The sequence below is a fragment of the Ottowia sp. genome, from assembly GCF_035325765.1.
In the GTDB taxonomy this organism is placed as follows: Bacteria; Pseudomonadota; Gammaproteobacteria; order Burkholderiales; family Burkholderiaceae_C; genus Ottowia.
In genome coordinates this window covers 77,663-103,525 of the sequence record NZ_DAOKZG010000001.1, presented here as the reverse complement: position 1 = coordinate 103,525, position 25,863 = coordinate 77,663, and the positions used below count along the sequence as shown (strand labels likewise).

The window sequence follows — 25,863 nt, the reverse complement described above, 5'->3', positions numbered from 1 at the left end:
GTCCGGGCGCGCACGGACTGTCGTCGGACGCGTCGCACCGGGCGACGTCGGAATGAAAGGAACCCGTCATGTTTGAAGTGCTCGTGCGCGAGGCTGCGGCCCGCTTTGGCCTGGGCGACAAGGCATTGCAGGTGGTGCAGCTGCTGCTGGCCTACATGACATCGCGGGATCGCGGCGGGGTGTTCGGCTTCCTCGAGAAGTTCAAGGCTGCCGGCCTGGGCCCGATCATCCAGTCCTGGCTGGGCGGTGGCCCGACTGCGCAGCCGATCAGCAACAGCCAGCTGGAGACGGTGCTGGGCAGCAGCGGCGGCCTGCTGTCGCTGATCACCGAGCGCACCGGCCTCGAGCGCGACAACGTGACCTCGGCGCTGGGCTACCTGCTGCCGGCCATCGTGGGCCGGCTGACGCCGGGGGGCAGCATTGCCAGCACGCTGCCGCCGGAAGTGCAGAGCCTGGCGCAGGCGGGCGAACAACTGCTGGCGGCACCGGCGCCCGCGGCGCAGCCCGCGGCTGGAGGCGGGGCGCTGACGCGCTGGCTGCCCTGGCTCATCGTGGCCCTGGCGGTGGTGTTTGGCCTGAGCTATCTGGGCAAGAACAAGGGCGGCGACGAGCCGGCATCCCCGCCGCCGGCGGTTGCCCCGGCGCAGCCGGAGGCGGAGGCGCCACCCGCGCCGGCCGGAGACGCTGTCGCGCCCGGCACCGCGGCCGAGCCGGCCGGCGCGCCCGCGCCGTCGCCTGCAACCGAGTCGCCCGCGGCGGGGACCGGCGCGGACGAGCCCGCGGGGTCGACGGTGCTGGCGCTGCAGATCGATGATCGGCCCGCCCTCAACGTGTATTTCGACAGCGGCCAGGCCGACGTCGCTGCCGAATTCGCCGACCATGCGGGCGCGATGGTGGATTACCTGAAGTCGCATCCCGACGCCCGGGCCGTGATCTCCGGCTTCAATGACCCGACCGGGGATGCCGCGGCGAACGCCGAGCTGTCGAAGAACCGCGCGCAGGCGGTGCAGGCGGCCCTGGTTGCGCTGGGCGTGGACGAGGCGCGCACCGAACTGGAAAAGCCGGCCGATGCCACGGATGCGAGCGCCGGCAATGCCGCCTCGCGCCGCGTCGAAGTGCGCTTGCAGCCCTGATCGGGCCAGCAAGATCCCGACCACGAAAAACGGACGCCCAGGGCGTCCGTTTTTCGTGGTCGGGGCGCGCCGGGCGCCGGAATTCAGCCGAACTTCTCGGCCAGCAATTGCTGCAGCTCGCCCGATTCGTACATCTCCAGCATGATGTCCGAGCCGCCGATGAACTCGCCCTTGACGTAGAGCTGTGGGATGGTCGGCCAGCGGCTGTAGTCCTTGATGCCCTGGCGCACGGCCTCGTCCTCGAGCACGTTCACGGTCGTGATGGTGCCGGTGTCGACGCCACTGGCCTTGAGGATCTGGATCGCGCGGTTGGAGAAGCCGCACATCGGGTAGTTCGCATCGCCCTTCATGAACAGCACGATGTCGTGGTCTTTGACGAGCGCTTCGAGGCGCTCCTGGGTGGTCTGGTCCATGGTGTTTCCTGTACGTCGAACTTGGGAATTATCCTGGATTCGGCAGCCGATCGCGCCCGTGGGGCGATTGGCGGCGGGCATGACAAGGGCGCCTCGTGGGCGCCCTTGCTGATGCCGCCGTGGTCCGGCGGATTCAGGCGATCGCGAACTGGCTGCGGTCCTTGCCCTCGATCCACTTGGGCGCCTTGCCGCGCCCGGTCCAGGTCTGGCCGGTCAGGGGATTGCGGTACTTGGGGGCCACCTTGGCACCGGCCGCGCGCTTGGCGGACTTGCGGCCGGAGAATATGTCATCGGGGGTCAGCCCATATTCGGCGACTTCGGCGCGCACGCGCGCGATCGCGTCTGCCAATTCGCGCTTGCGGGCTTCCTCGATCTGAACTGCCAGCGCTTGTTGCTGCTGCAGCAATTCCTTGTAGCTTGTCATCATTGCCTTTCAGGTTGGTTAATCACGGTTCGAGAATATAACATCAAATCGAGATATTCAACCTCCGGGCGTCCGGCAAACTACCCCAGGCCGATCGGAATATGCGTGGACACAACACGGCACTGCGCGGGTGGCCGGTCATTCGCAATTGGGATATCTCGCGGTCGTGCGGTCTTCGGGAAACCCGGTGCGCCGCCACGCCCGATTTGTCGCCGCATGGGTGGAAACTCGCGGGTGCATCACGCCTTCACACGACAAGTGAGGGCGATCGACCTGGCCAGAACCCATCCATGGGGTTTCCGGGCCGTCTCCAGCGGTCGGCCGCCGGATCGGGAATCAAGCGGATGCAGGCGCCAGCATCCCGCCGGACCGTCGGCTCATTTGCCGTGTGAATCGCTGGGTGCGCGTTCTGCCAGCACCTTGTCGATGCGCCGGCCCTCCAGCGCGCTCACGTGGAAGACCCAGCCGGCGCAGCCGACCCGGTCATCGAGCCGGGGCAGGCGGCCCAATTCGGACATCAACAGGCCGGCCAGCGTGTTGTAGCGCCCCTTGTCTTCCAGTGGCAACTCGTCAATATCGAGGCGTGCCTTCAATTCGCTGATCGGCATCGTGCCATCCAGCATCCAGCGGTGCTCCGACAGCGGCGTGGCCCAGGCATCCAGTTCGACGGCCGGCTTCAGTTCGCCGGTAATCGCTTCCAGGAAGTCGCGCGGCGTCATCATGCCCTGTACCACGCCATATTCGTCGACCACCAGGGCCAGGCGCCCTGATTTGGTGCGCAACTGCTCCAGCATTTCCATGCCACTGAGAGTTTCAGGGACGAATTCGGCCGGCATCACATGGGCATCCAGGGGTTCCTGCCCTTGGGTCCCGAGCTCCAGCAGGCGCGCCACCGAGATAATGCCGATGACGTGATCCAGGCCGCCACGACATACCGGATACCAGGAATGGGCCCCGCTTTCACCGCGTTGGGCGATATATTCGAGGGCCTGTCCCGTGGTGAGGCTGGCGTCCAGCCATTCGATTTCTCCGCGCGGCAGCATCAACGACGTCAGCGGCCGGTCATCGAGGTGAAACACGTTGCGCACCATCTGGTGCTCATGCGCTTCGATCAGGCCGGCATCGACGCCTTCTTCAAGGCTGGCGGAAATCTCCTCCTCGGTCACGATGCGGTGCCTTGATTCGTCGATGCGCAGCAGTTTCAGCACGCCCTGCGTGGCCATCGACAACAGCTTGATGAAAGGCTTGGCCAGGCTCGCCAGCCACAGCATGGGGCGCGCCACCCAGCGTGCCACCGTCTCCGGGTAGAGCAGGCCGATGCGCTTGGGCACCAGCTCGCCGAAGATGATGGTCAGAAAGGTGATGGCGGTGACGACCAGGGCGGTCGCCGCGATCGAGGCGATCGACTCGCGCACTCCCAGCGCCTGCAGCCAGACCGCGACCGGGCCGCTGAAGGCGGCTTCGCCGACGATGCCGTTGAGCATGCCGATCGAGGTGATGCCGACCTGCACGGTGGAGAGGAACTGCGTCGGCCGCGCGATCAGGCGCAGTGCCGCCGCGGCACCCGGGTCGCCCTTTTCCTCGAGCGCGGCCAGGCGTGCGCGGCGGCTCGACGTCACGGCCAGTTCCGACATCGCGAACACGCCGTTGAGCAGGGTCAGAAAGAGAATCAGGATCAGGTCCATGCGCGCCGGGCGCCGGCCCGGTGGAGAATGCAGCGCCATGGCACTCTACCTGATTGGTGACGTCCAGGGCTGTGACGCCGCGCTGGGGCGATTGCTCGACGAAACGGCGTTCTCGCCCAGCCGCGATCGCCTGGTGCTGCTGGGCGATCTGGTGAACCGGGGGCCCGAGTCGCTGGCCGTGCTGCGGCGCGTGATGGCGCTGGGCGCCAGCGCCCAGGCCCTGCTCGGCAACCACGACCTGCACCTGCTCGCGGTGGCGCAAGGCGTGCACCCGCTGCAGCGCGGCGACACGCTGGATGCGATCCTGGCGGCGCCGGATCGCGCGGCACTGCTCGACTGGCTGCGCTGGCGCCCGCTGGCACTGCATCAGCATGGGGTGCTGATGGTGCATGCCGGCGTGCTGCCCCAGTGGTCGGCGGCGCAGACGGTGGCGCTGGCGGGCGAGGTCGAGGCGGTGCTGCGCGGCCCCGACTGGGGCGACTTCCTGCGCCGCATGTATGGCAATCAGCCCGACCGCTGGGACGAGGCGCTGCGGGGGGCCGAGCGCCTGCGCGTGATCGTCAATGCCCTGACGCGGCTGCGCTTCTGCACGCCGGCGGGGCGCATGGAATTCGCCACCAAGGAAGGCGGCGCGGCCGCGGCTCCCGCGGGCCATCTGCCGTGGTTCGACGTGCCGGGACGCCAGACCGCTGCCGACGTGGTGGCCTTCGGCCACTGGTCGACCCTGGGCTGGCTGGAGCGCCCGGACCTGATTTCGCTCGACACCGGCTGCGTCTGGGGTGGCAGCCTGAGCGCCGTGCGCCTCGGCGCGGATGCGCGCGCGCGCACGCTGATCCAGGTGCGCTGCGCGCAGGCGCGGGTGCCGGGCCAGCCATGAGCGTTCCCGACGGCATGCGGGGTCGCCGCGGCAGGTCGCCGCGGGCGGGCACGACGCCGAGGCGCAGGCCGTGAAGCGCTGGGCACTGGGCTTGCTGCTGGCGGCCGCCGCACTGTACGCTTTCGCCACCGCGCGGGGCAGCGAGCAGGTCGCCTGGGGCTATGTGGCCGCATTCGCCGAGGCCGCCATGGTGGGCGCGCTGGCCGACTGGTTTGCCGTGGTGGCCCTGTTTCGCCGGCCGCTGGGCCTGCCGATCCCGCACACCGCCGTCATCCCGCGACACAAGGACCGCATCGGTCGCGCGCTGGGCACTTTCCTCGGCACGCATTTCCTGGCGACCGACCTGGTGGCGGCGCGCCTGCGCGAATTCGACGGCGCGGCGCGCCTGGCGCGCTGGCTGGCCGAGCCGCGCCACGCGATGGCCGTGGCCTGGCGACTGGCGGACGTCGGCGCCTGGATGGTGCAGGCACTGGACGATGCGCGCGTGCACCGCTTCGTCACGGCGCTGGCGCGGCGCGGCCTGCGCCAGGTCGACGTGGCGCTGCTGTCGGGCCAGTTGCTGCAGGCCCTGACGCAGGAGCGGCGGCATCAGGAGCTGCTCGACGCCGTGCTGGCCCAGCTCGCGCGCCTGCTCGGCGACGAGGCCGTGCAGGAGGGCATCAGCGACACCATCGCACGTGAGCTCCGCACGCTGCGGCTGCTGCGGCTCGACCAGGTGGCGGCACGCCTGGCCACGCGCAAGGTGATCGTGATCATCGCGCGCACCCTGATCGAGATGGCCGAGGACCCGCGCCACCGGCTGCGCCTGCGCTTCGACGCATCGGTGGCGCGCTGGGCCGAACGGCTGCAGGACGACGAGAGCCTGCGCCAGCGTGGCGAGCGGCTGCGCGACCGTCTGCTGCAGCAGCCGGCACTGGCGCGCTATGTGCACCAGCTCTGGTCCGAACTGCTGGCCTGGCTGCAGCAGGACCTGCGCAGCGATGCCTCATGGCTGCGCCAGCGTCTGGCACAGGCGCTGCAGGCGCTGGGCGAGCGCCTGGCCGGCGATGCCGAACTGCGCGCCTGGATCGACGGCGAACTGCAGGCGGCCCTGCCCGGGCTGATCGAGCGCCACCGCAACGCCATCGTCGACTACGTCGAGGCGCGCGTGCAGGCCTGGGACGCTGGCGAACTGAGCGCCGAACTGGAGCGCCACATCGGGCGCGACCTGCAGTTCATCCGCATCAACGGCACCCTGGTCGGCGGCCTGGTGGGGCTGGTGATTCATGCGGTGACACGCCTGTTTTGAGCGCCTGTCCGGCACGTGTTGGAGCTACCGCGGGTCGGTGAATTCTTGCGATTTTGTTACGCATTATTGCAATCGTCCGGGAAAACCGGTTGACCCGAAATTCGCCTTGGCTATCAATCACGTTGTGCATCGTCGGCTCCGGGGTCAATGGCCAGCATGATGACCCGGTTGATTTCCTTTGTCAGGCCGCGCTCGGCGTCGGTGGCCGCCGCATCGAGCTGCATCTGGAAGTACGAGTCCAGGGTGTTCCGCAACGGATCGCGTCGACCGCGTCGGAATCGACCACGGCTTGCATCAGCACCGTGGCGAGGCCAAGTAACTGCGTCGAAAGCGTCGTGAGGCCACCCGGCAGATCTTCTGGTTTGTCGCTTATGGATAGAGTCTCGGGCGTCAGGTGCTTCTCTCCAGCTGCTTGGCGGCACGCACTACGGCGTCGGCGGCGTCGGCCATCATGAGTGACAGTTCCTGACCAACTCGGGTGATGACCACCAGGAGGATCGCCATGAAGATGCCGCCGACCACCATTGCGACCTGGGAGCGCACCATGCCGATGATGGTGACGATGACGAAGATCGCCGCCAGCGCGTAGCCGACGAAGGCAAACAGGCCCACCACCTGGCGAAAGGTCGGGTAGTTGCTGGTGGCGCGCAGCGTCTCAATGTAGGGCGTGTCGTCCGCGAGAGACGCGGACGGTGGTGGCCGAGGCGGCGTGCTGGCGGGAGCGGCTGCGGCCGGCGGCGCGGTCGGCGCAGGGGCGGGTGCGGCACGCACGTGGCCGGTGGCGGCCAAGGCCGCCTCCACCCGGCTGTAGATCGCGCCGCAGGACGGGCAGGCCTCCAGCTCGCCGCCCCGGGCCTGCGGGTTGACGTGGCCACACTTCAAGCACTTCTTCTGCATCCGCCTTTTCCCTCCAGATCCGATTTGTTAACCGTGTGCTGTTCGCGCCTCACGCCCCGATTGCGCCAAACCAGCTTTCGTTGGCCGAGTATCTATGACCCTGTACCCGCTGAGTGCCGTTCAGAAGTAGAAACTTCCGGCTCCTCTGACATCGCCGTAGCGGCCTGCAGGCCGCTGTGGCGGGCGAATTCGGCAGGTGTCGCCCACCCCAGTGCAGAGTGGGGACGGTTCTCGTTGTAGTCCTGCCGCCAGGCCCCGATCTTGGCCTGTGCGTCGGCCAATGACAAGAACCAGTGCGCGTTCAGGCACTCCTGGCGCAGCCTGCCGTTGAAGCTCTCCACGGCGGCGTTGTCGGTGGGCTTGCCGGGCTGGCTGAAGTCAAGCTCCACCCCGCGCTCGTAAGCCCACTTGTCCATCACCTTGGAGATGAACTCACTGCCGTTGTCGGTCTTGATCGTGCGCGGCAGGCCGCGCAGCGCTGCGATCCCATTGAGGGCTCTCACGACATCTTCCCCCTTGAGGCTCTGGCCGACGTCGATGGCCAGGCACTCGCGCGTGTACAGGTCCACCACCGTGAGCATGCGCAGCTTGCGCCCATCAAACAGCGCATCCGCCACAAAGTCCATGCTCCAGATCTCGTTGATGGCGTGGGCCAGCTGCCTGGGCTGGCGCAGCTTGGCGGCCTTGTTGCGTCGCGACGCTGGCGCCCTCAGTCGCGCGGGCAACGGTCCGCCGGCAGGTAGCTCTTGCGGCCGGTGCTGCCCACCGTGTAGCAGCCGCCACGCGCGCCGATGTGGACTTCGGCGTGCGCTTTGGCGGACCGCGCCGCCGTTGCGGGCGGGTCGTTGCTGCTCTCGCCAGACTTCGGCAGGTAGTTCTTGCGGCCCGATCCGCTGAGGGTGTAGCGGCCGCCGTGGGGGCCGGCGTAGATGGGTTTGCCCTTGGCCGTCTGGCCGACGATCTCAGGCTCTTTGCTGTCCTGTTGCGCTGGGCTGTCCAGCACGACTGCGACGCGCTGCCCTGGCCGTGGTGGCCGGACGCCGAAGGCGTCGCCGGCCTCGAGCCGGGTGCCGTTGCCGGCGGCGCAGGGGGCCTGCTGGAACGTCACGCTGCCATCGGTTGCGGCGCACTTGTAGAGCGCCGCCGCCGACGCGCTGCCCGGCAACGCGAGTGCAAGCGCAAGGAGAAACGCTGGCCAGTTCATGTCCATGGGGCCACAGGGTTGAGGTCGTCAGGGGCACGGCACCGGCATCGATCGGTTGGGTGCCTGGGCTGGCGCACCATACCCCGAGCGCTGGCAAAGTGCAATCCAGAAGCGCGTTCAAGCCGGCACGCGCGCAGCTTGCGGGTCACGCAACCTCCTGCACTGGCGCTCGGCTGCACTTCCCGCGTCGCGTCGTTCGCTGCCGCCCGACGTTGCCTTCATCAGGCGCGCCGAATCGCGGCTGAATGCATTGCTCTGGCCTTGCTGCGGTGCTTCACCCTGAGCGCGTGCGCCCCTGCCTTCGCGCTCGGTCTTGCAGGCCTCGAATCCAGCCGCAGGCCGCATGACGCTGCGCCACTCCAGTGCCGTGCGCCAAGGCCGGCAGCTCTACCGCACGGCATGGCTTGCGCCGGCCTCCTGCACGGCATCCGGCGGCGTGTCGATTTCGAGGTGCTCGCGCAGCCAGGCGGCGAATTCGGTTTCGGACAGCGTCCCGTCGGCAAGACCCAGATACCGTGGGTACAGGTCCAGATCATCCGCATTGAGCGTGACGCCGTTCAACAGCAAGAACGTCTCGCACGCCACGGCCGCCGTCCTCTTGTTGCCATCGACAAAAGGATGGTTGCGCGCAAGGTCGTAGGCCAGACTTGCCGCCAGTTCAGCCAGATCCGATGGCGGCTGCGCATAGGCATGGCGCTGTCTTGGCCGTGCCAGTGCCGAGTCCAGCAGGCTCTCGTCGCGCACCCCAGATTGTCCGCCGTGCTCGGCAAGCTGACGATCGTGGATGGCCAACGCCAGCGGCTTTTCGATCCAGACGATCATGCCGCCCCCTTTACTGCGCCAGCTTGTGCAGCAGCGTCTTGCGGCGGCGCATCACCCGCTCGGCCACCTGCATCTGCGCCGCAAGCTGCGGGTCGTACGGGCTCAGGCGGATGCCGTCGGCCGTTTCGATCACGTACAGCTCGTCGCCCTTTTGCAGTCGCAGCCGCGCCAGCAGTTCCTTGGGGAAGATGACGCCGGCCGAATTGCCGATGGTGGTCAGCTTGAGCTTCATGGGTGGTTCTCGCGAGTGCATCTATCCAATCTAACGGTCGTTATAATAATTCTGCAAAAGCAGTTTTGCAATAGAGGCTCGATTCGACAGTTGTCGTAGCCGGCCCGTTGCGCATTGCCGACCCGAGAGGCTTGTCGCTCGCGCGCACCGTCCGATCGACCGCCTCTTGCCCCGTCAACGACGCGGCTCTTTGCGATCCGTTGCTGGCCGTTTGCTGCCTGATCGCAACGGCGTCAACCAGACAGCCGCCGTGTCGCCGGGTTCCCATGCTGGAGCACGTTCGCGGGTGCCCTGTGGCCGGTTCGAACTCAATCAGCGAATGCGCCGACTTGCCGACGAAGGCCTCGCCCTGGGAGTACGGGCGGCAGAAGGTGCGCCGGTTGCAACGCGCGAGAAACCGGCCCATCGCGGTGCTGCCGACCGCACCCAGCGGGCCACCCTGGACTTGTCGGTAGCGCCACGCTGTCCTCGCTTTTCGCACGTTTCGCTTCGGCGCCTTCTGCCACCCACACTCCTGGAGCTCCGATCCTGGTTTCACATGTGTGCCATCCGATGTGAGCGGTCACTCCCGTATCCTGATGCGGAGCCTCAGGCGCCGCTGGCGTGTCCTCCGGTCGTCGTTGCAGCTCCCAACCTTGCACAGATCGCCCCATTGTGGAATTTTTGCCGCCAACGTAACGTTTCGTCTGACACAATAGGATGCATTCACTTGACCTGTTCAACCGTGCCAATGGACGTCGTCTCGATGTCGTCTCGGTCATTGCCGCAGCGGTGTTCGCGTGACCGCGGGCATAACATGCGACGCCTCTGCTGGAATATTCTGGCTCGTAATCGACCTTCTCGTGCTGTTTGGCGCAGATCTGACTGTGCCCGTCCACGGTGGCTTCAGTGGAGTGCACGGTGCGGCCGCGTGGCCGGTAAGTGAATATGACACCCATGCGCATCCTGCACATCACGCGCAACCTGCCGCCTCTCGTGGGTGGCATGGAGCGGCTCAATTGGCATATGGCAGACGAACTCTCACGCGACGCCGAAGTCCGGGTGATCGGCCCCAGCGGAGCCGCTGCCGTCAAGCCGCCTTCGGTTGCGCTGAGCGAGGCGCCGCTCAAGCCCCTGCCGCTGTTCCTGCTCGTCGCTTTCTTCAAGACCCTGTGGGCCGCGCTGCGCTGGCGACCCGATGTCATCCTGGCCGGTAGCGGGTTGACGGCGCCCATTGCCTGGTTGGCCAGCAAGGCGTGTAGCGCGCGCTCGGCTGCATACCTGCACGGCTTCGACATCACCGCGCCCAATCCCGTCTATCAGCGCATGTGGGTGCCGGTGTTCAAGCGAATGGAGCACGTGATCGCCAACAGCACGCCCACCCGGCAGCTTGCCATCGCAGCAGGCGTACCCGAGAGCAGGATCAGCATCGTGCACCCTGGAGTCACCCTGCCGGTGGCCCCGCAGCCGGCCGCAACCATTGAAGTCTTCAAGCGGCAACATGGTCTGCACGGCAAGAAGATCCTCCTTTCAGTCGGGCGCCTGACCACCCGCAAGGGCCTGAGGGAATTCGTGGCGCAGGCGCTGCCTGGGATCGTCCAGGCGGCGCCTGGCGCCATGCTGGTGGTGGTGGGCGAAGCGCCCAAAGACTCACTGGGTGCGGGCCTGCAAACCGTACAGAGCATCGAGGACGAGGCTCGACAGGCTCGTGTGGATGCGCACCTGAAATTTCTGGGCGTTATCACCGACCCCGTGCAACTTGCCACGGTGTACGAGGCCGCCGATGTGCATGTCTTTCCAGTAAGGCATATCCCGAACGATCCTGAAGGCTTCGGCATGGTTGCCATCGAGGCAGCCGCGCATGGCCTTCCTACCGTGGCCTTCGCTACCGGAGGCGTCGTCGATGCCGTACGGGAGGAGGTGTCGGGCCATCTGGTGGCTGCAAACGATTATTTCGCCCTGGCGCAGCGAATCCTACAAGTCCTGGAGCAACCAATCCCAACGACTGCCGTCAAGACCTTCGCCCAGGGTTTTGCATGGAACCGGTTTGGGCAGGGGGTGGCCCGGGCGTTGGGCCAGGGCACGTGAGGCCAGGCATGCAAGATCCAGAGGCACCAGAGCGGCAGGCTCACGCGGTTACTGACCTCGCGAGCCGTCAGCCCAAGGCCCTGAAAATCGAACGCATCCTGGGGTTGCAGCCTACACCCCAGCCCCTGCAGATGCTGGAGGTGGGGTGCGGCTCCGGTGGCATTGCGCATTATTTCGGCACCCACCCTCACTTGCGATGCGAGGTGGAGGCCGTTGACGTTTATGACAACCGCCAAGTATTTGACGGTTACCACTACACCGCTGTACAGGGCGTGCACCTTCCGTTCGAGGCCGCGCGCTTCGATGTGGCCATCACCAACCACGTGATCGAGCACGTGGGCGAAGAGGCGGCCCAGATCCGGCATCTGGAAGAAATCCACCGGGTTCTCAAGCCCGGCGGACAGGCCTACCTGGCCGTGCCCAACCGCTGGATGCTGGTCGAGCCACACTACCGCCTTGCGTTCCTGAGTTGGTGGCCCAGGGCCTGGCGCAGCCCCTATCTGCGGCTGATGCGCAAAGGGAGTTTTTATGATTGCGAGCCCCTCCAGCTGCGCCAACTCGAGCGCATGCTGAATCAGGTCGAGTTTCAGTTCGAGAACAAATCGGTGCAGGCCTGGCGCGAAACCTTCGAGATCGAGCGTTCCAACGCCGCAGTCACGCGCTGGCTGCGCGCCATCCCCGATGCGCCACTCAACACCCTGCGCCGTATCATCCCTACCCTGATCTACCGGCTTGCGAAACCATGAAGACCGAGCCCGCGATCTGGTTTCCCGCCGTGCGCTGCGATACGGGCACGGATGTGTTCACCGAAACCCTGGTGCGCGGACTGAGGCAACGGGGCCTGCAGGCAGAAATCACCTGGTTGCCGCTACGCACAGAATACGCGCCGTGGACGGTGCCGGCGCCAAAACCCCCGGCATGGGCCAACGTCGTACACATCAATACTTGGCTGCATCCCCGCTTCATCCCGCGCGGGCTGCCTGTGCTGGCCACACTGCACCACTCCATTCACGACCCTGCGCTGCTGCCCTACAAGGGCTGGGCGCGCGCCGCCTACCATCGCCACTGGATCCACCGCGTGGAGCGCGCCACCATGCAGCGCGCCGACATGGTCGTGGCGGTTAGCCAGTTTGCTGCTGACACAGCCCGCCAGCACGTGCTAGACCGGCCTATGCAGGTCATCTACAACGGCGTGGATACCAAGCGCTTTCACCCCCCGGCCGTGCGCAGACTGCACCACCCCTTCCGCCTGCTCTACGTGGGCAGCTGGATGGCACGCAAGGGCGTGGACCTACTGGCGCCCATCATGCGCGAGCTGGGCGATGATTTTTTGCTGCACTACACTGGGGGGCCAGCGGCGCAGAAGGACAAGGCCGGCATGCCGGGCAATATGCGCGATCTCGGACGGATCGATACCGAAGGTGTGATTCGTGCAATGCAAGAGGCCGATGCTTTATTGTTTCCCTCGCGAAGCGAGGGAATGCCGCTTTGCCTCCTTGAGGCCATCAGCTGCGGCTTGCCGGTGATCGCCGTCCGACAAACGGCAGCAACCGAACTTGTTGACTCGACCGTTGGCGTTTTGGTGGATCGCGACGATGTGGCCGGCTTCGTCTGTGCGGTACAACACCTTGCTGCCTACTACGAGCAACCAAGCAGCTCATCAATCCAATCTGTCGCAGCAATGACGGATGCATATGCCTCGCTTTATGTGGAGCTTTGTAAATGACGCTTGAAGTCCTTTGCTCATGAAGACTCTCTTTGTGTTGCCGAACATGAAGATGGGCGGTGTGGGTCAAATTACTAACGCCCTTATGCGTGGTTTTGCCATGCAGGATGACGACTGCTACCTAGCGCTCCGACATGCGCGTGGCGAGTTGCTGGAAGACACCCGCAAGGTTGCCACCGTGTACGAGCTTGCACCCGTAGGGCTGCATCAGTTTGTACCCGCGTTGACGCGGCTGCTTCGTCGGCTGAAACCTGATTGCATCATCACCGCTTTTGCGGACGTGGGCGTGATGACTTGGCTTGCGATGCGGTTGGCGCGAAGCCACGCGCGCTGGGTGCACGGCGTGCACAACACGCATGCACGCATCATTGCGCGGCCAGGAATGCGCGGGGGGTTCCGCCATGTGTGCGACAACAGGGCAGCGGCATTCTGCTACCGCCATGCGGACCGAGTGGTGGCCGTATCGGACGGTGTTCGATCCGAAGTCATCGCCATGGTGCCGAGCGCCGCCTCACGAACTGTCACCATCTACAACCCAGTGGTCCCAGATACGGAACTGCAGCTGATCGACAAACCTTGGCCAGTCGTGGAGAGGCCAATTCGTCTCGTGGCCCTCGGCCGGCTGGTGCGGCAGAAGGGCTTTGACATCCTCATCGAGGCGATGAAGGCCGTGGCGGGCGACTGGCAGCTTGATATCTGGGGCGCCGGGCCCGATGGGCCTGCGCTTCAACGTGACATTGACGACGCAAGGCTCAGCGATCGCATCCACCTGCGTGGCTATACCAATCGTCCTTACGAAGTGCTACGCGAGGCCGACGTTTATGTGCTCTCGTCACGCCACGAAGGGCTCCCCACCACCTTGATCGAAGCAATGGCGTGCCAATGCCAGCTCGTCGCCACCGACTGTCCGCATGGGCCTCGAGAAATCCTGTGCGCCGGTGCACTGGGCAAGCTGGTACCACCCGGCGAATCAGAAAGCCTTGCTTTGGCAATCCGTCACGTGCTAGCAGATTCGGCGCGTATCCCCAAAATAACCCTGCTCGCGCGCGCCCGCGACTTTTCAGCGACAACCGCCGTTGAGCACTGGCGCGGCGTCCTTCATACTGACTGGATGAACTGATTTGCGATGTTTTCCACAGGGAAACCTCATGCACGCAGATGAACACACTCAGCCTGCCGAATGGTCACGCGGCAAGTTGTTCTATCTGGATCGATGCCCTGCTTGCGGCGATACATCGGCACCTGGGATCACCTGGAATCGACCGGATGACGACCACCTGATGCCGGACACGTGGCAAATCAACCGGTGTGCAACATGTAAGTCCGTGTACCTGAACCCGCGGCCCGATGTGTCGTCCTTGCCGGCCGCCTATGCAGATTACCTCACCCACACGCCCATCACGGATGAACGGGTACTGACCAGCTCGTCCCCTTCATGGGGCCTGGTTCGCGGCTACCTGCGCTGGCGCTTTGGCTTGCACACATCACTGCCGACCTTTAGCGCGGGTCGGTGGCTCTTCAGCGCCATCGAGCCGTGGCGGCTCAAGCTGGATCGCTTCGGTCGCCACCTCACGCGACAGCGCTTTCCGCAGCCGGGGAGGCTGCTGGATGTGGGATGCGGCAACGGGACTTTCCTCAAACTCGCGCAAGCCATGGGGTGGACCGCGTTCGGATGTGATCCCGACCCGGATGTCATTGCGATATGCCAGGAAACCGGGCTCAACGCGACGGTGGGCGATATCGACGTGTTTGCAAGTGAACATGCATCATTCGATGCAATCACCCTAAACCAGGTGATCGAGCATGTGCCGGATCCGTTGGAACTGCTGCGCCAGTGCAAGGATCTGCTCAAGCCGGGGGGCGTTATCTGGCTCGGCTTCCCCAGTCCGGCTGCGCTGGGTCTCAATGTGTTTGGCCAGGCATGGGCCAATCTTCATCCGCCCTATCACTTCTGCCTTCCTGCACAGCACATCATCCGCGGCTGGCTCATGAAGGCGGGTTTTGCCGAGATTCAGTTCATGCGTCGTGGTGCCCACGCCAGCGCGGACTGGGCAAAAAGCAACAGGTTGGAGAAAGTATTCGGTACACACTCCACACCCTTGATGCGCGGACGTAGTGGTCAAATCGTCACAGATTTGCTTGGAAGCATCACATCCAGATGGGGCGAGGAGACTGCAGTCATTGCGATAAATGGATCATGACGCAACTCAGGTCACGGGTCAACCGAAGAAACGAGATCCGAAATGTTTATCTTCATGAGGTTCGGGTGCCTGTTTAAGGATTTCATCCCAGATTCCGATAGTCGGTTGTTTATGTAAGCAAGAATATTTGATAGGATCACCGATCTGGAGAACCTCTCAATCAATCGCATCATACGCCCCGGCCTATACGGTAGTGAGATCTTATTCTTTCCAGACGCCCATTGAAAAACGTAGTCGGATTGCTGAGTAGCTGTGTTCGTGCTTAATACCTTTTGCGTAATTACGATAACGTATACTTCGTTGATTGACTGCAAGTTGATTCGACGTCCATCAGATGGTGCCGATACACGATACCAGTGCTTGCAATCAGTGAGGCTCGCCACGTAAATCTCGGTGTCCTTGTAGCCGTTATCCTCGGAATACAGACTAAAGTAGAGTTCGGGCGAAAATTGGTAGAATCCGTGCCCGCAGAATCCATTAGTGGGAACTACGTGGAGTATCGCTCCGCCTGGCCTGCAAATGCGACTCACGTTCTCAAGCGCCTGCCGGACGTCGAAAACATGCTCCGTGGTACCAAAGTCGATCACAGTATCGTAAGCGCCATGTAATTCGGGTGATACGGGCTTGTTCAGGTCCGCGATGATGGTGGCGCCCTCATAAGGCGAGTTGTCGGCGGAATCGACCTCGGTTGCGCCGAAGTGCTGCTTCAGCAACGGCTCGCAGTAGCTTCCGTCCGTACTCCCCAGCCATTTCCGCATCGCACGGGGGCCGAGGATGACAGCTTGTCGTCCGAGGGTAATCGTGCGACCCAGCGGGCCGTACTTCTGATAAGCATGATGCAACAAGTGAAGTGCGTGAATGTCAACGCCCATGGTTGGCCCCCGGAGATACGGTTGCAGAAGGTATCGAGTTGCCTGACGCGAATCGAAAGACCAGCGCCAGGCCCAGACAAGCCATTCCCCATTCGGCGCAGAAGAGGGCTATCGGCATGCTGGTGGCGCCCCACTGTCGGATAAGGATTGGCGCCAATGCGGCTAGCAATGCAAGGCCCAGGATTTCAAAGGCAAAGCGCGCCCAAGGACGGCCATGCGTCATGAGAACGTTGCCGGCGGCAGAACGCAGTGTCATGCCAGGAACAGCGGCGCAGAGCCAGGGCATCATCGACCGGATAGGGTCGTAGTCCTTGCCGAGCAGCCAGATGATGAGTGGCACTGCGAGCCAGAGCGCAGCGCCTATCATGACCCCGTAGAGTCCAGCCGTCGCGAAAAGCCAGCGTTGCAGGCGCCGACCACCGTCCCCGGAAGTACCTTCCCGAAAAAGTCGTGGCAGCGCTGCAAGCATGAGAGCCATCACAGGAAGAGTCGCAGCGCCCACAATGCGTGCTCCGGCGGCATAGCCGCCCGCCATCGCCGGCGGAAGAAGGCCGGTTGCGAGCGCCTTGTCGAGTTCCGCTGGCCCTGCTGCACTGAGGTTCAGCGCGGCGAAGCTGGTCGCTTCTCCAAGCTGTACCCGGTTCGGCATGTGCCATTCCCGCACTCGAGGCCATGGCGCAGGGCGGTCACGCGCAACGACGAGCAGGGCCACCAGCGAAGCGAGCGCATAGCCAGCGGCGTAGGCGGCCAGAGGGTTTCGCGCCGCAGTGATGAGGACCAGCACGATGGCTCCAAGCCGCAGCGAGAGCGGCAGGATCTGCAGAATCTGCGAGCGGGCAACACGTCCCAGCGCCAGGTGCTCGGCAGTCATCAGCGCAATGAGGGGCTGGAGAACTGTCTCAGCAAAGCCGATGGCCAGCAGAATCCAGATCGGGACTTCGAGCCCGACGAACGCGAGCTCACAGATACCAAGGTAGAGGGCGAGCAGAATGCTGCCCGAGACGAGGGTGCTCGGGATGGCATAAACAAGCACGGCGTCGCGCCGCGCTGCGTTCCGCGACATTTCCTGTAACAGGATCAAGTGCGTGCCGTGGGTGCCGAACGCCCCCAACAGTACGGCGAGTGCGGCAATGCCTGCAAATGCGCCAAAAGCGTCGGGGCCGAGCGCACGCGCGACGAGCAGCAGCGTGCCAGCCTGTATCAGGAGCCGGCCTCCAAGCACAATGCTGGTTCGCAGCGTGCCGGACGCTATGGGGCCTCGCAGCAGACTCTTCACCTAATTTGTGGGCTGTCGGCGCCCCGTCATTGCTTTACGCTGCGATAATCCGCCGCATCAATTCGTACCTGCCCGTGACCGCATGCGCGGGTACAGGCATGCGCAGGCACTGCACGCGAAGTGCGTGCTGCGACCCCAGTGTATTCCCCTCGACTGGTGCGTCTTCTCCTTTCGCACCTAGCAGCGTGAGCGCTGCATGGACGGCATCCAGCGCGGCCGAAGAGAATTTGAGCTGCGCAAAGCCGCGGTACATGATCTGCACCGAGGGCAGCATGCGGTAGGCGGCAAAGCCGCACAGGCCCAGCGCCGGTAGCACGTGCGCGATGTCGCCGCTTTGCGCCAGCAACACCAGCGCCAGCACGATCAGGCCGGTGTAGCCAACTATCTCGACCATGTACAGCGGCGACTGGCTTAGCGTTTCCGCATTGGCTTGGTGGCGCGAATATTCGCGTGAGGCTTGCTGAAAGCTGCCCAGATAGGCGTGAGCGCTGTGGGTGATCTGCACATCCTTGATGCCGCCCAGGGCTTCGTTGCAGGCCTTGAAGCGAGCCTGGTTGGCGTCCTGCCGCGCCTGGCCGGTTTGGCCGAGGCGCGTGCGCACCAACAGGTAGATGGCACCATAAAGGGCAGCGATGACGAGTGCGGCGCTGAGCGCGATGAAGGGGTTGTAGGCTAGCAGCAGCAACATCATGGCCAAGGCGACAGCGCCCTGGGCGATGAGCTGGGAGACGGGCTTGATCAGGCCATTGTGCAGCTGGTCGATTTCAGACAAGACGCTGCTGCTGAGTTCGTTGGGGTTGTGTTGCAGGAAGAAGGCGTACGGCTGGTGCAGGTAATGTGACAGTAGACGCGCACTGATGCTGTGACGCAGCAGGAAGGTGAAGCGGTTGACCAGGTGCAACGTGATGGTCTTGAAGGCCGAGGAACCCACCACCACGATGGAAGTCAGGCCCAGCGCAAAGATGAACGCACGTGGGTCGGTAAACCCAAGTCGGGTGTAGGCAGACTGCATCAGGGCGTTTTCCTGGATGATGTCCGGGCGCGCCAGCTCCGAAAGAAACGGCATGATGGACAGCACGCCGGCAGTTTCGGCCAGCACCATCAGGATCACCAGCACGAGCATGACGAGCGACCTGCGCCGCGCGGATGGCGTGAGGATGACCCAGAGCTTCCTGAGGTCGGCAGTCATCTGCAGGGCAATCGGTTCGCGTGGCCGTGCACCGGGTCAGCTCCTGTCCTTGTACATCAGCGCCGTGATCTGTTCAGAGATCAATCCCATCAGGAACACCACCACACTGCCGCTGTAGAGCAAGGCGCTCATGTTGGTGAAGCGGCCCTGATGCCAGAAGGTCCAGCCATACCAGCCGGAGGCGAGCAGGAACATGGTGAGTGCAACCGGAGCGAAGATCTTGAGCGGCGAGAACAGGGTGCCGATCTTGAAGATGATCAGCAAAAAGCGGGTGCCGTCCTTGAGCAGGTGGATGTGGCTCTTGCCAATGCGGCGCGCCGCATGGATCGGCACGTAGGCGACCGAGTAGCCGGCGCGGAAGAACGCCATGGTGCTGGTGGTGGGGTACGAGAACCCGTTGGGCAGCAGGTAGAGGAATTCGCGGAACCTGTCTGCCCGCACGGCGCGGAAACCGCTGGTTAGGTCCTCGACCTTGTGCCCCGTCATCCAGCTGGCGAGTCGGTTGTAGAAGCGGTTGGCCAGGCCACGTCCGAGGCTGGCTTGCGAGCCCTTCTGCCGCGCACCGACGACCATGTCGTGGCCCTCGCGCAGCCTGTCCAGGAGGCGGGCGATATCGGCCGCGTCGTGCTGGCCGTCGGCGTCCATGAAGACGATGATTTCGCCGGTCGCGGCGCGCGCGCCGGTCTTGATGGCGGCGCCGTTGCCCTTGCTGTAGGGGTGGTGCACGATGCGCGCGCCGGCAGCTTCGGCCACCGCGGCGGTATCGTCGGTGGAGCCGTCGTTGACGACGACGATCTCCGCTCCCGGATGGGCCTGCGCGATGGCTCGCACGGTGGTGCCGATGGCTGCGGCTTCGTTCTTGGCGGGCAGGACGACGAAGAAATCCAGGTTCGTGCTCATGCGCAGATCAGGCCAGACAAGCGATTGCTAATCGACTGGTACGAGGGAGTGTGATGGCGGGAGGGCGGCGGCAACGCGGTCACGCAATGCTTGCCATTCCGCTGGCGTGGCGCCACGCGGAGTTGCAGACGTTGTGACGAGCGCTTGCAGCCTTCTGATCGATTCGAGATCACCCTGATTTTGCGCCAGGTCGAGATACAGTCCGGCGATGCCATAGGACACCGATTTTCCCAGCGCCTGCCCGAAGAAGTCCAGCGCTTCGCCGGTTTGTCCTTGTCCCAGAGCAGCAAAACCTAGCACCGACAGCATGTTGTGGACGGCAGCCGCGTTGCACTGATACGCGGGCTGAGCGAGAAAGGCAGACGCGATAAGCGCGACCTGATCGACCGAGACCCCCTGGCAGTCGGTTTTTCTCGTCACGTCGAGCAGCTTTTCGACCTGATCCGTCGCCCAACCTTCGTAGGGCAGCGTGGCAATTGCGTGTACGGTGTCAGCCACCAGCGCCGAGTGATCGGCACTCGGGTTCATGACGCAGGCGCTGACCAAACCCTGCAACCGTAGGCCAGGGCTGTCTCGGCCTTGCTTCACAAAGCCGTCCAGATAATGCTGGGCGGCGGGTAGTCCTTGTGACCTCTCAAGCTCGTATGCCAGATTCAGCGCCGCGCGGGTGTTCCGGGGCTCTTGGGAAGCCCAGATTTCACCGGCCAGCAATCTGTTGCCCCAGAGCGAGGTATTCATCCAGCTCACGGTTGCAAGAACCAGAACATAGGCCACGAAAGCCCCGCGCCAGGCTATCGTTGCCGAGGATCGGGCAAATACCCAGGCTGTCAAGGCAAACACCGGTCCGATCGCAGGCAGATAGTTGCGATGCGCAAAATACGGCTCCAGCGCGACCCAGCCCGATTCCATGATATGGCCCCAGCAGAACCAGGCCAACGCCAGCGCCACCAGTCGCCAGCCGCGCAGCCAGAGTGCCGGGGGCGCAAGCATCAGGGAAAACCACAGGACTACCCCACTCCAGCGCGTGCCCTCCGAGCCTGACAACATGTGCTGCAATCGGAAGGGATTCAATTCGTGCCCGACCGGCAGAAACAAACCCTTGAGGTAGAGCAACAACAGATAGCCTTGGCTGCCCAGCCGCTCCCATACGTCAAAACCACGTTGCAGCACGGTGCATTCGCCCCAGGCTGCGTAACGCAGCAGCGCCGTCAGCAGCAGCGCGCTGGCAAACGCAAGGGCCAGGGCTGCAGGCGTCGGTTTGAGGCGCTCGCTTTGGCGCCATACGAGCAACTCGAGCAGCAGGCCATAGACGACGATCAGGGCGCCACTTTCCTTGGCGAGTGCCGCCAGGACGCCAAACGTGGCCAATGCTCCCGTGGCGAGTGCTTGGCGCCACCAGGGTGCGGCCGCTGGGCCGCGCAGTTTGAGAAACGCGATCAGCCCGGCCAGCATGAACGTGGTCGACAACAGCGTCATGCGCTGCACGATGAACAGCACCGAGGTGTTGAGCAGCGGGAGTGCTGCCCATGTGAGGGCACCAAGAAAGCCCACCGACACCTGTCGCGTGCGGACGTATCCCAATCGCCCCGACGCTAGCACTGCGAGCCACAGGACGAGTAGTGCGTTGATCTGGTGCAGCGCGATATTCCACCTGAGAAAGGGTGCTGGATCTGGCCATTGGTAGAACTGCAGCGCGAAGCTCGCCAATGCCAGGGGACGTCCGAGGGGCCCGGCAATCCCCTCGCCGATCCAGCGTCGGGCCGAATCCATGTCACCGATCGTCGCCAGCCCAGATAGGTTGGAGCGATCATCAAACTGCACGATACCGGGTAGTGCGGGCCGAAATAGCAGCCACACGCAGGCGACCAGCAGCGAGACCGCAGCCAGATCCAATAGAAAAAGCCCGCCCTTGCGGGCGGGCTGATTAACCGTGTAATTCACGGATCCGACGGGCTTAGCTTCGGCACGAAGCCGGGCGGTACTTGACTGGAATGTCCCCGCCACACACCCACGTCACTTGACCGGTGGTCGTGCTGTAGGTGCCTGACAATGTAATGGTCTTATTCGCCGCCTCACCCAGCTTGGAATTCGAAGCGGCAGTTGCAGTGATCACGCCACTTGCGTACCCGACGCTCGCCACAAAATCAGACTTTTGCGTCTGGACTGTATAGGAAGTAGGCAGCTCGTTCCGATCTGCCGCAACTTCCGCGACGGCTGTGCGTGCAGCCGAGGCGGCCAGCATCACTTCAGATACGCGTGCGCGAATCATGTAATCCTGATATGCCGGCAGCGCGATGGCGGCCAGGATACCGATGATGGCCACCACGATCATCAACTCGATCAGGGTGAAGCCCTGCTGAATCTTTTTCATTTCCATTTCCTTCAAGAAAAGAGGGGGATTGAACCTTTGGAGACACTTGCTGAAGTGCGTCGCCGCACGCCCTGTAGGGATGCAGACACCGTGCCAACCCGCTCCAGGCCGCCGGAGGCCCAAATTCGTGCACTGGATCACGTTTTGGCCCGTGCCGACCCCCGAAAGTGACAATTCCTGTCGACGCGCAGCGTCACCCGCAGTGACCAAATGTGTCAGGCGACCGACCCTGTCGGTCAATTTTCGACAGGTTCTGGTCGTTCGCGGCGTTCCTGGGGCGGGAAGAGTGTGACGCCCACCGACGCGCCCGATGCCGCAGGCGCCGCCCGAGGCATGAAAACTCGGTCCGGCGGTCCCGATTCCCTGGGCACGCTCTCGACACCTGCCCCCAGCCCGCTTCACGGTCCGTCACCCGGCCGCGCCCGAACCCTGGCGCCGTCAGGCGCGCGCCGGCTCCGCGTCCTCGTAAATGGCAGCAACGGGCAGCGCGAGGCCCACGCTGGCCAGCTCCACGGTCTGCCCCGCCTCATACGGGTAGAGCACCCAGTGCCCCTGCTCGTCGCGCCGGAACAGGTCGACGCTGACGCGCTCGGGGTCGATCAGCACGTATTCGCGCAGCTCGGGCAGCTTGCGATAGCTGGCGAACTTGGCGCCGCGGTCATAGGCGCTGGTGCTGGGCGACAGCACCTCGATCACCAGGCTGGCGCGGCTCTTGTATTCGGCCTGGGCCTTGTCGGCCGACGCGCAGGTGACGAAGACGTCGGGGTAGAAGAAGGCGTTGTCGGCGGCGACCTGCAGTTTCATATCGGAGATGAAGACGCTGCAGGGACCGCCGCGCAGGTGGTTGCGCAGGGCGATGAACACGTTGCCGGCGATCGTCACGTGTGCGTCGCTGGCGCCGGCCATGGCGAAGACCTCGCCATCCAGGTATTCGTGCTTGTCCGGCTGCCCGGCCTCCCAGGCCAGGTAGGCGGCGGCGTCGAAAGGGGCTTGTTCGGCAGCAAAGGACATGTCGGCCTCCGGGGGCGTGCGCGCGGCGGGATGGCTGCAAGGCATTTTGCCCGAAACGGGTGCGGACGGCATGGAGTGGCGGCGCCGACCGTGCGCGCGGCACATGAGCGGAGCCAGCGTCGAACGGTGTTCAAACGCAGGCTGAAAAAGAGTGTGAAGCCCACCGATACGCCGGATTCTGTGCACCCCGGCGGACCGGGGCGTGACCGCCATTCATCTGGGCCGGGGGGCGCCCACCCGGCTCGGTGCCCACCTTGTCCAATCTCTTGCGCTGCGCCGTCCATCCTTCCCAACTTCAAACGATGTCAACTATAATTGACACATATTCGAGCTTGTCAGGAGCGATCGTTTCGATCTTTTGGCTGGACAAGCTGCGCGATCGGCAGGCGCGGGCTCGCATCGAAGTCCGTCTTCGGCGTTTGAGCCTGGGCCATTTTGGCGACGTCAAGCCAGTGGGCGAGGGCGTCTCCGAGATGCGAATTGACCATGGACCGGGCTATCGCGTGTATTTCATGCGGCGTGGGTCGGTTGTGGTCGTGCTGCTGTGTGGCGGCGACAAGAGCAGCCAGGGCGGGGATATCGCCTTGGCCAAGGCGATCGCGGCGCAATGGGAAGGGCCATGATGACGAAAGTGAAGTTCAGTCGCTACGACACGGTCGACTACCTCAAGACCGAGGCCGACATCGCGGCCTACCTTGATGCCGTAATGGAGGACGGTGACCCGGCTCTGATCGCCGCGGCCCTTGGCGATGTGGCACGGGCTCGCAATCTGAGCCAGTTGGCGCGCGATGTCGGCATGAGTCGACAGGGTCTGGACAAGGCGCTGTCCGGCAAGGGCAATCCCAGTCTATCGACGATGGTGAAGGTGGCGCGCGCGCTCGGCCTGGAGTTGACGTTCAGGCCGGCGCATGGAGGGTCGGAGGCCTCACAGGCATAGGCAGCCAGAGCTGGGGTCACGCCCGAGGGCCGCGCGAGGCCGCGCAGACCAGCCCCCGGCAGCGGATGCTCCGACGCGGCCAAGGCCGCACTCAGGCGTGCGTTTGCCGGAGGCCAATCGACGATGGGCGCCGACCGTGACCGCCATTCATCTCCTGGCCATGCACCGTGGCGAACAGCTGGTCAGCTTCGACCAGCGCATCCCCTTGAGCGTGGTGCCCGGGGCCATGCCGCGGCGCCTGGTGGTGTTGTAGTAGTGGGGTGCAGTCAACGGCGCATCGGTTGGCCTTGCTGCCGCGGAGGGGGGCCGGCACGGCGTCTCGACCCGTCATTGCGTCGCAGGCGACGCGGCAATCCAGTGCTGCGGCTCGATGCGTCACCTGGGTCGAACGAGTGGACGGGCTGTGCCGGGAGGATGCGGCGGCTGCGGGTCAGGCGTCGGACTGGATCGCCACGCGGCTGCGCCGCTCGCGATGACGGCGCGGGGCCTGGAGGCGGCGGTGCGGGTGATGCCGGCTTCCTGAACGCCACGCGGCCGTCGGCTGCGCCGCGTTGGAGCCTCGGCATCAGGTGCCGCCGGGTTCGGCGTCCTCGTAAAGTGCCGTCATGGGCAGCGACAGGCCGACGCTGGCCAACTCCACGGTCTGCTGCGCTTCATAAGGGTAGAGCACCCAGCGCCCCTGGTCGTCGCGGCGGAACAGGTCGACGCTGAAGCGTTCGGGGTCGATCAGCAGGTATTCACGCAGGTCAGCCAGTTTGCGGTAGGCGGCGAACTTGGCGCCGCGGTCGTAGGCGCTGGTGGTGGGCGAGAGCACTTCGACCACCAGGGTGGCGCTGCTCTTGTACTGATCCTGGGCCTTGTCGGACGGCGCGCAGGTGACGAAGACGTCGGGGTAGAAGAAGGCGTTGTCGGCCGCCACTTGCAGCTTCATGTCGGAGATGAAGACGCTGCAGGGGCTGCCGCGCAGGTGGTTGCGCAGGGCCACGAACATGTTGCCGGTGATCGTCACGTGCGCGGCGCTGGCACCAGCCATGGCGAAGACTTCGCCATCCAGGTATTCGTGCTTGGCGGGCTGCTCGGCCTCCCAGGTCAGGTAGGCGGGGGCGTCGAAAGTGGCTTGCTCGGCAGCGAGGGACATGTCGGCCTCCGGGGGCATGCGCGCGGCGGGATGGCTACAGGCCATTGTGCCTGAAACACGCCGGTGGGCGGCGCCCCGGAATGGCCGTGGCGCTACGCCTGCTGGCTGGCGGATCACACGTGCGCGGCTTCGCCCAGCACGCGTTCCGCCCACTGGTTGAGGCTCGTGCCTTCGGCCTGCGCCGCGATCAGCGCGGCGCGGTGGACTTCGGGTGCCACGCGCAGCATGAGCCGGCCGCTGGCGCTGCTTTGCGGCGTCTTGCCGAGCTTGCGGCAGCTTTCCAGGTAGTCGTCCACGGCCGCATGAAAAGCCTGGTGCAGCGCAGCCACGGAGTCGGCGTGAAAGCCCACGATGTCCGCGATGCCGAGGATGCGGCCGACAAGAATGCCGTCCCGGTCGTCGTACTGGATATGGGCGGTGTAGCCCTTGTAGTGCATCTTGCTCATGGCGTGAGCGCATCCACGGGCACGTCGAGTGCCCGCGCCAGTCTTTTCAACGTGGCTGCGGGCCCACTGCGCTTGCCGCTTTCGAGTTGGCTGACGTAAGGCTTGCTCAGCCCGGCCGCGTCCGCCAGCGCCTGCAGGGTGAGGCCGCGATGGGTACGCCAGGCCTTGAGCGGCTGCGTGCCGTCTGCAATGGCATGGGCCACGGCGGCCGGGTAGCGCGTGCCCTCATCGGCGGCGATCGCGCGATCGAACGCTGCCGCATCGGCCGCGTCTTCGATGACGCCGCGCACCTTGCTCCAGAGCTCGACGGGAACGACGTAGAACGCGGGTTTGCCGTTCTTGTGAATGACCTGTACCTTGTTCATTTATAGATACCTCCACGTGCGCCGATGTCCAGGGCGAGCACCACAAGTTGTCCAGTATCGACCGCATAAATGACTCGCCAGTCACCCACCCGAAGCCGATAGCCTGGGCGACCCACCAGCTTTTTCACGTTGCGAGCGTTGACTGGATCTGCAGCCAGGGCTTCGATCTTCGACTTGATCAGCGCCCTCGTGTTGGCCGGCATGGCAATCAGGGCACGCAGCGCATGCTTCGTGTACTCGACCGAGTGCATTGCGTCATGTTAGCTAAACGCAACCAAAAAAGCAAACAATCCGGATTGTGTGTGAGGGGCGTGGGCTATCGTGTGCGCCGACACGCGGCGTTACCGCCCAAGCGTTGCAGTTCGGAAGCTGAGCCGTGCCGACGGCTT

The 25,863-nt window shown here is 64.5% G+C and carries 29 protein-coding genes and 1 pseudogene; 10 read left to right on the top strand and 20 right to left on the bottom strand.

Annotation, left to right across the window (positions count from 1 at the left end; genetic code table 11):
* Positions 1-68 precede the first annotated feature (68 nt).
* Complete coding sequence (locus tag PKA16_RS00535; protein ID WP_324399304.1) at positions 69-1,133, top strand: YidB family protein; 1,065 nt, start codon at positions 69-71, stop codon at positions 1,131-1,133.
* 83 nt (positions 1,134-1,216) lie between these two features.
* On the opposite strand, the gene grxD is transcribed toward PKA16_RS00535, so the two are convergent.
* From grxD to PKA16_RS00520, 3 genes are all read right to left on the bottom strand, one after another.
* Positions 1,217-1,546 (bottom strand): Grx4 family monothiol glutaredoxin, encoded by a 330-nt coding sequence (gene grxD / locus PKA16_RS00530; RefSeq protein WP_324399303.1) that lies wholly within the window; start codon positions 1,544-1,546, stop codon positions 1,217-1,219.
* 133 nt (positions 1,547-1,679) lie between these two features.
* Positions 1,680-1,970 carry an H-NS histone family protein gene (locus PKA16_RS00525; protein WP_324399451.1) on the bottom strand — a complete coding sequence of 97 codons (291 nt, stop codon included), beginning with the start codon at positions 1,968-1,970 and terminating at the stop codon, positions 1,680-1,682.
* Positions 1,971-2,347: 377 nt separating this feature from the next.
* A complete protein-coding gene (locus tag PKA16_RS00520; RefSeq protein ID WP_324399449.1) occupies positions 2,348-3,655 on the bottom strand; it encodes a hemolysin family protein in 1,308 nt (435 codons plus the stop codon).
* A gap of 37 nt (positions 3,656-3,692) precedes the next feature.
* On the opposite strand from PKA16_RS00520, the gene PKA16_RS00515 reads away from it, so the two are divergent.
* The gene (locus PKA16_RS00515) at positions 3,693-4,532 is read left to right on the top strand and encodes a symmetrical bis(5'-nucleosyl)-tetraphosphatase (RefSeq protein ID WP_324399301.1); all 840 of its coding nucleotides are present in this window, start codon (positions 3,693-3,695) and stop codon (positions 4,530-4,532) included.
* Positions 4,533-4,602: 70 nt separating this feature from the next.
* Entirely contained in the window at positions 4,603-5,820 is a 1,218-nt protein-coding gene (locus PKA16_RS00510; protein ID WP_324399299.1) for a DUF445 domain-containing protein, read from the top strand.
* A gap of 113 nt (positions 5,821-5,933) precedes the next feature.
* Here PKA16_RS00510 and PKA16_RS00505 read toward each other — a convergent pair whose 3' ends face one another.
* From PKA16_RS00505 to PKA16_RS00480, 6 genes and pseudogenes are all read right to left on the bottom strand, one after another.
* On the bottom strand, positions 5,934-6,074 hold the full coding sequence (locus PKA16_RS00505) for a hypothetical protein (RefSeq protein WP_324399297.1): 141 nt from the start codon (positions 6,072-6,074) through the stop codon (positions 5,934-5,936).
* 136 nt (positions 6,075-6,210) lie between these two features.
* Complete coding sequence (locus PKA16_RS00500; protein WP_324399295.1) at positions 6,211-6,717, bottom strand: hypothetical protein; 507 nt, start codon at positions 6,715-6,717, stop codon at positions 6,211-6,213.
* Positions 6,718-6,809: 92 nt separating this feature from the next.
* A pseudogene (locus PKA16_RS00495) lies at positions 6,810-7,412 on the bottom strand (IS3 family transposase); the annotation flags it as partial.
* A gap of 14 nt (positions 7,413-7,426) precedes the next feature.
* The gene (locus tag PKA16_RS00490; RefSeq protein WP_324399294.1) at positions 7,427-7,927 is read right to left on the bottom strand and encodes a DUF4124 domain-containing protein; all 501 of its coding nucleotides are present in this window, start codon (positions 7,925-7,927) and stop codon (positions 7,427-7,429) included.
* Between the two features lie 381 nt (positions 7,928-8,308).
* Positions 8,309-8,743, bottom strand: a complete 435-nt coding sequence (locus PKA16_RS00485; RefSeq protein ID WP_324399292.1) for a type II toxin-antitoxin system death-on-curing family toxin — start codon at positions 8,741-8,743, stop codon at positions 8,309-8,311.
* 10 nt (positions 8,744-8,753) lie between these two features.
* Complete coding sequence (locus PKA16_RS00480) at positions 8,754-8,975, bottom strand: AbrB/MazE/SpoVT family DNA-binding domain-containing protein (RefSeq protein ID WP_324399289.1); 222 nt, start codon at positions 8,973-8,975, stop codon at positions 8,754-8,756.
* A gap of 936 nt (positions 8,976-9,911) precedes the next feature.
* Between PKA16_RS00480 and PKA16_RS00475 the strand changes: the two genes are divergently transcribed.
* The 5 genes from PKA16_RS00475 (at position 9,912) to PKA16_RS00455 (ending at position 14,969) form a co-directional block, all read left to right on the top strand.
* A complete protein-coding gene (locus tag PKA16_RS00475) occupies positions 9,912-11,042 on the top strand; it encodes a glycosyltransferase family 4 protein (RefSeq protein WP_324399287.1) in 1,131 nt (376 codons plus the stop codon).
* A gap of 8 nt (positions 11,043-11,050) precedes the next feature.
* Positions 11,051-11,788, top strand: coding sequence for a class I SAM-dependent methyltransferase (locus PKA16_RS00470; RefSeq protein ID WP_324399285.1), 738 nt, complete (start codon positions 11,051-11,053; stop codon positions 11,786-11,788).
* Positions 11,785-12,768, top strand: coding sequence for a glycosyltransferase family 4 protein (locus PKA16_RS00465; protein WP_324399283.1), 984 nt, complete (start codon positions 11,785-11,787; stop codon positions 12,766-12,768). The genes PKA16_RS00470 and PKA16_RS00465 overlap by 4 nt, the downstream gene beginning before the upstream one ends.
* A 19-nt stretch (positions 12,769-12,787) precedes the next feature.
* Complete coding sequence (locus PKA16_RS00460) at positions 12,788-13,888, top strand: glycosyltransferase (protein WP_324399281.1); 1,101 nt, start codon at positions 12,788-12,790, stop codon at positions 13,886-13,888.
* A 205-nt stretch (positions 13,889-14,093) separates the two neighbouring features.
* Positions 14,094-14,969 (top strand): class I SAM-dependent methyltransferase, encoded by an 876-nt coding sequence (locus PKA16_RS00455; RefSeq protein ID WP_324399279.1) that lies wholly within the window; start codon positions 14,094-14,096, stop codon positions 14,967-14,969.
* 11 nt (positions 14,970-14,980) lie between these two features.
* Here PKA16_RS00455 and PKA16_RS00450 read toward each other — a convergent pair whose 3' ends face one another.
* The 7 genes from PKA16_RS00450 to PKA16_RS00420 all read right to left on the bottom strand — a co-directional run bounded on the left by PKA16_RS00450 (position 14,981) and on the right by PKA16_RS00420 (position 22,588).
* Entirely contained in the window at positions 14,981-15,841 is an 861-nt protein-coding gene (locus tag PKA16_RS00450; protein ID WP_324399277.1) for a class I SAM-dependent methyltransferase, read from the bottom strand.
* A complete protein-coding gene (locus PKA16_RS00445) occupies positions 15,831-17,117 on the bottom strand; it encodes an oligosaccharide flippase family protein (RefSeq protein WP_324399275.1) in 1,287 nt (428 codons plus the stop codon). The genes PKA16_RS00450 and PKA16_RS00445 overlap by 11 nt, the downstream gene beginning before the upstream one ends.
* Positions 17,118-17,151: 34 nt before the next feature.
* Positions 17,152-18,306 carry an ABC transporter transmembrane domain-containing protein gene (locus PKA16_RS00440; protein ID WP_324399273.1) on the bottom strand — a complete coding sequence of 385 codons (1,155 nt, stop codon included), beginning with the start codon at positions 18,304-18,306 and terminating at the stop codon, positions 17,152-17,154.
* Positions 18,307-18,342: 36 nt separating this feature from the next.
* On the bottom strand, positions 18,343-19,206 hold the full coding sequence (locus tag PKA16_RS00435; protein ID WP_324399271.1) for a glycosyltransferase family 2 protein: 864 nt from the start codon (positions 19,204-19,206) through the stop codon (positions 18,343-18,345).
* A 27-nt stretch (positions 19,207-19,233) separates the two neighbouring features.
* On the bottom strand, positions 19,234-21,147 hold the full coding sequence (locus tag PKA16_RS00430; protein ID WP_324399269.1) for a hypothetical protein: 1,914 nt from the start codon (positions 21,145-21,147) through the stop codon (positions 19,234-19,236).
* A gap of 13 nt (positions 21,148-21,160) precedes the next feature.
* A complete protein-coding gene (locus tag PKA16_RS00425) occupies positions 21,161-21,577 on the bottom strand; it encodes a pilin (protein WP_324399267.1) in 417 nt (138 codons plus the stop codon).
* Positions 21,578-22,015: 438 nt separating this feature from the next.
* Complete coding sequence (locus tag PKA16_RS00420) at positions 22,016-22,588, bottom strand: Uma2 family endonuclease (RefSeq protein ID WP_324399265.1); 573 nt, start codon at positions 22,586-22,588, stop codon at positions 22,016-22,018.
* Between the two features lie 332 nt (positions 22,589-22,920).
* On the opposite strand from PKA16_RS00420, the gene PKA16_RS00415 reads away from it, so the two are divergent.
* Both PKA16_RS00415 and PKA16_RS00410 read left to right on the top strand, forming a co-directional pair.
* Entirely contained in the window at positions 22,921-23,211 is a 291-nt protein-coding gene (locus PKA16_RS00415) for a type II toxin-antitoxin system RelE/ParE family toxin (RefSeq protein WP_324399264.1), read from the top strand.
* Positions 23,211-23,525, top strand: coding sequence for an addiction module antidote protein (locus tag PKA16_RS00410; RefSeq protein WP_324399447.1), 315 nt, complete (start codon positions 23,211-23,213; stop codon positions 23,523-23,525). The genes PKA16_RS00415 and PKA16_RS00410 overlap by 1 nt, the downstream gene beginning before the upstream one ends.
* 565 nt (positions 23,526-24,090) lie before the next feature.
* Here the strand turns inward: PKA16_RS00410 and PKA16_RS00405 are convergent.
* The 4 genes from PKA16_RS00405 to PKA16_RS00390 form a co-directional block, all read right to left on the bottom strand.
* Complete coding sequence (locus PKA16_RS00405; protein WP_324399262.1) at positions 24,091-24,663, bottom strand: Uma2 family endonuclease; 573 nt, start codon at positions 24,661-24,663, stop codon at positions 24,091-24,093.
* A gap of 113 nt (positions 24,664-24,776) precedes the next feature.
* The gene (locus PKA16_RS00400) at positions 24,777-25,100 is read right to left on the bottom strand and encodes a type II toxin-antitoxin system HicB family antitoxin (RefSeq protein ID WP_324399260.1); all 324 of its coding nucleotides are present in this window, start codon (positions 25,098-25,100) and stop codon (positions 24,777-24,779) included.
* A gap of 5 nt (positions 25,101-25,105) precedes the next feature.
* Positions 25,106-25,474 (bottom strand): helix-turn-helix transcriptional regulator, encoded by a 369-nt coding sequence (locus tag PKA16_RS00395; RefSeq protein ID WP_324399258.1) that lies wholly within the window; start codon positions 25,472-25,474, stop codon positions 25,106-25,108.
* Positions 25,471-25,725, bottom strand: coding sequence for a type II toxin-antitoxin system RelE/ParE family toxin (locus PKA16_RS00390; protein WP_324399257.1), 255 nt, complete (start codon positions 25,723-25,725; stop codon positions 25,471-25,473). The genes PKA16_RS00395 and PKA16_RS00390 overlap by 4 nt, the downstream gene beginning before the upstream one ends.
* Positions 25,726-25,863: the final 138 nt, after the last annotated feature.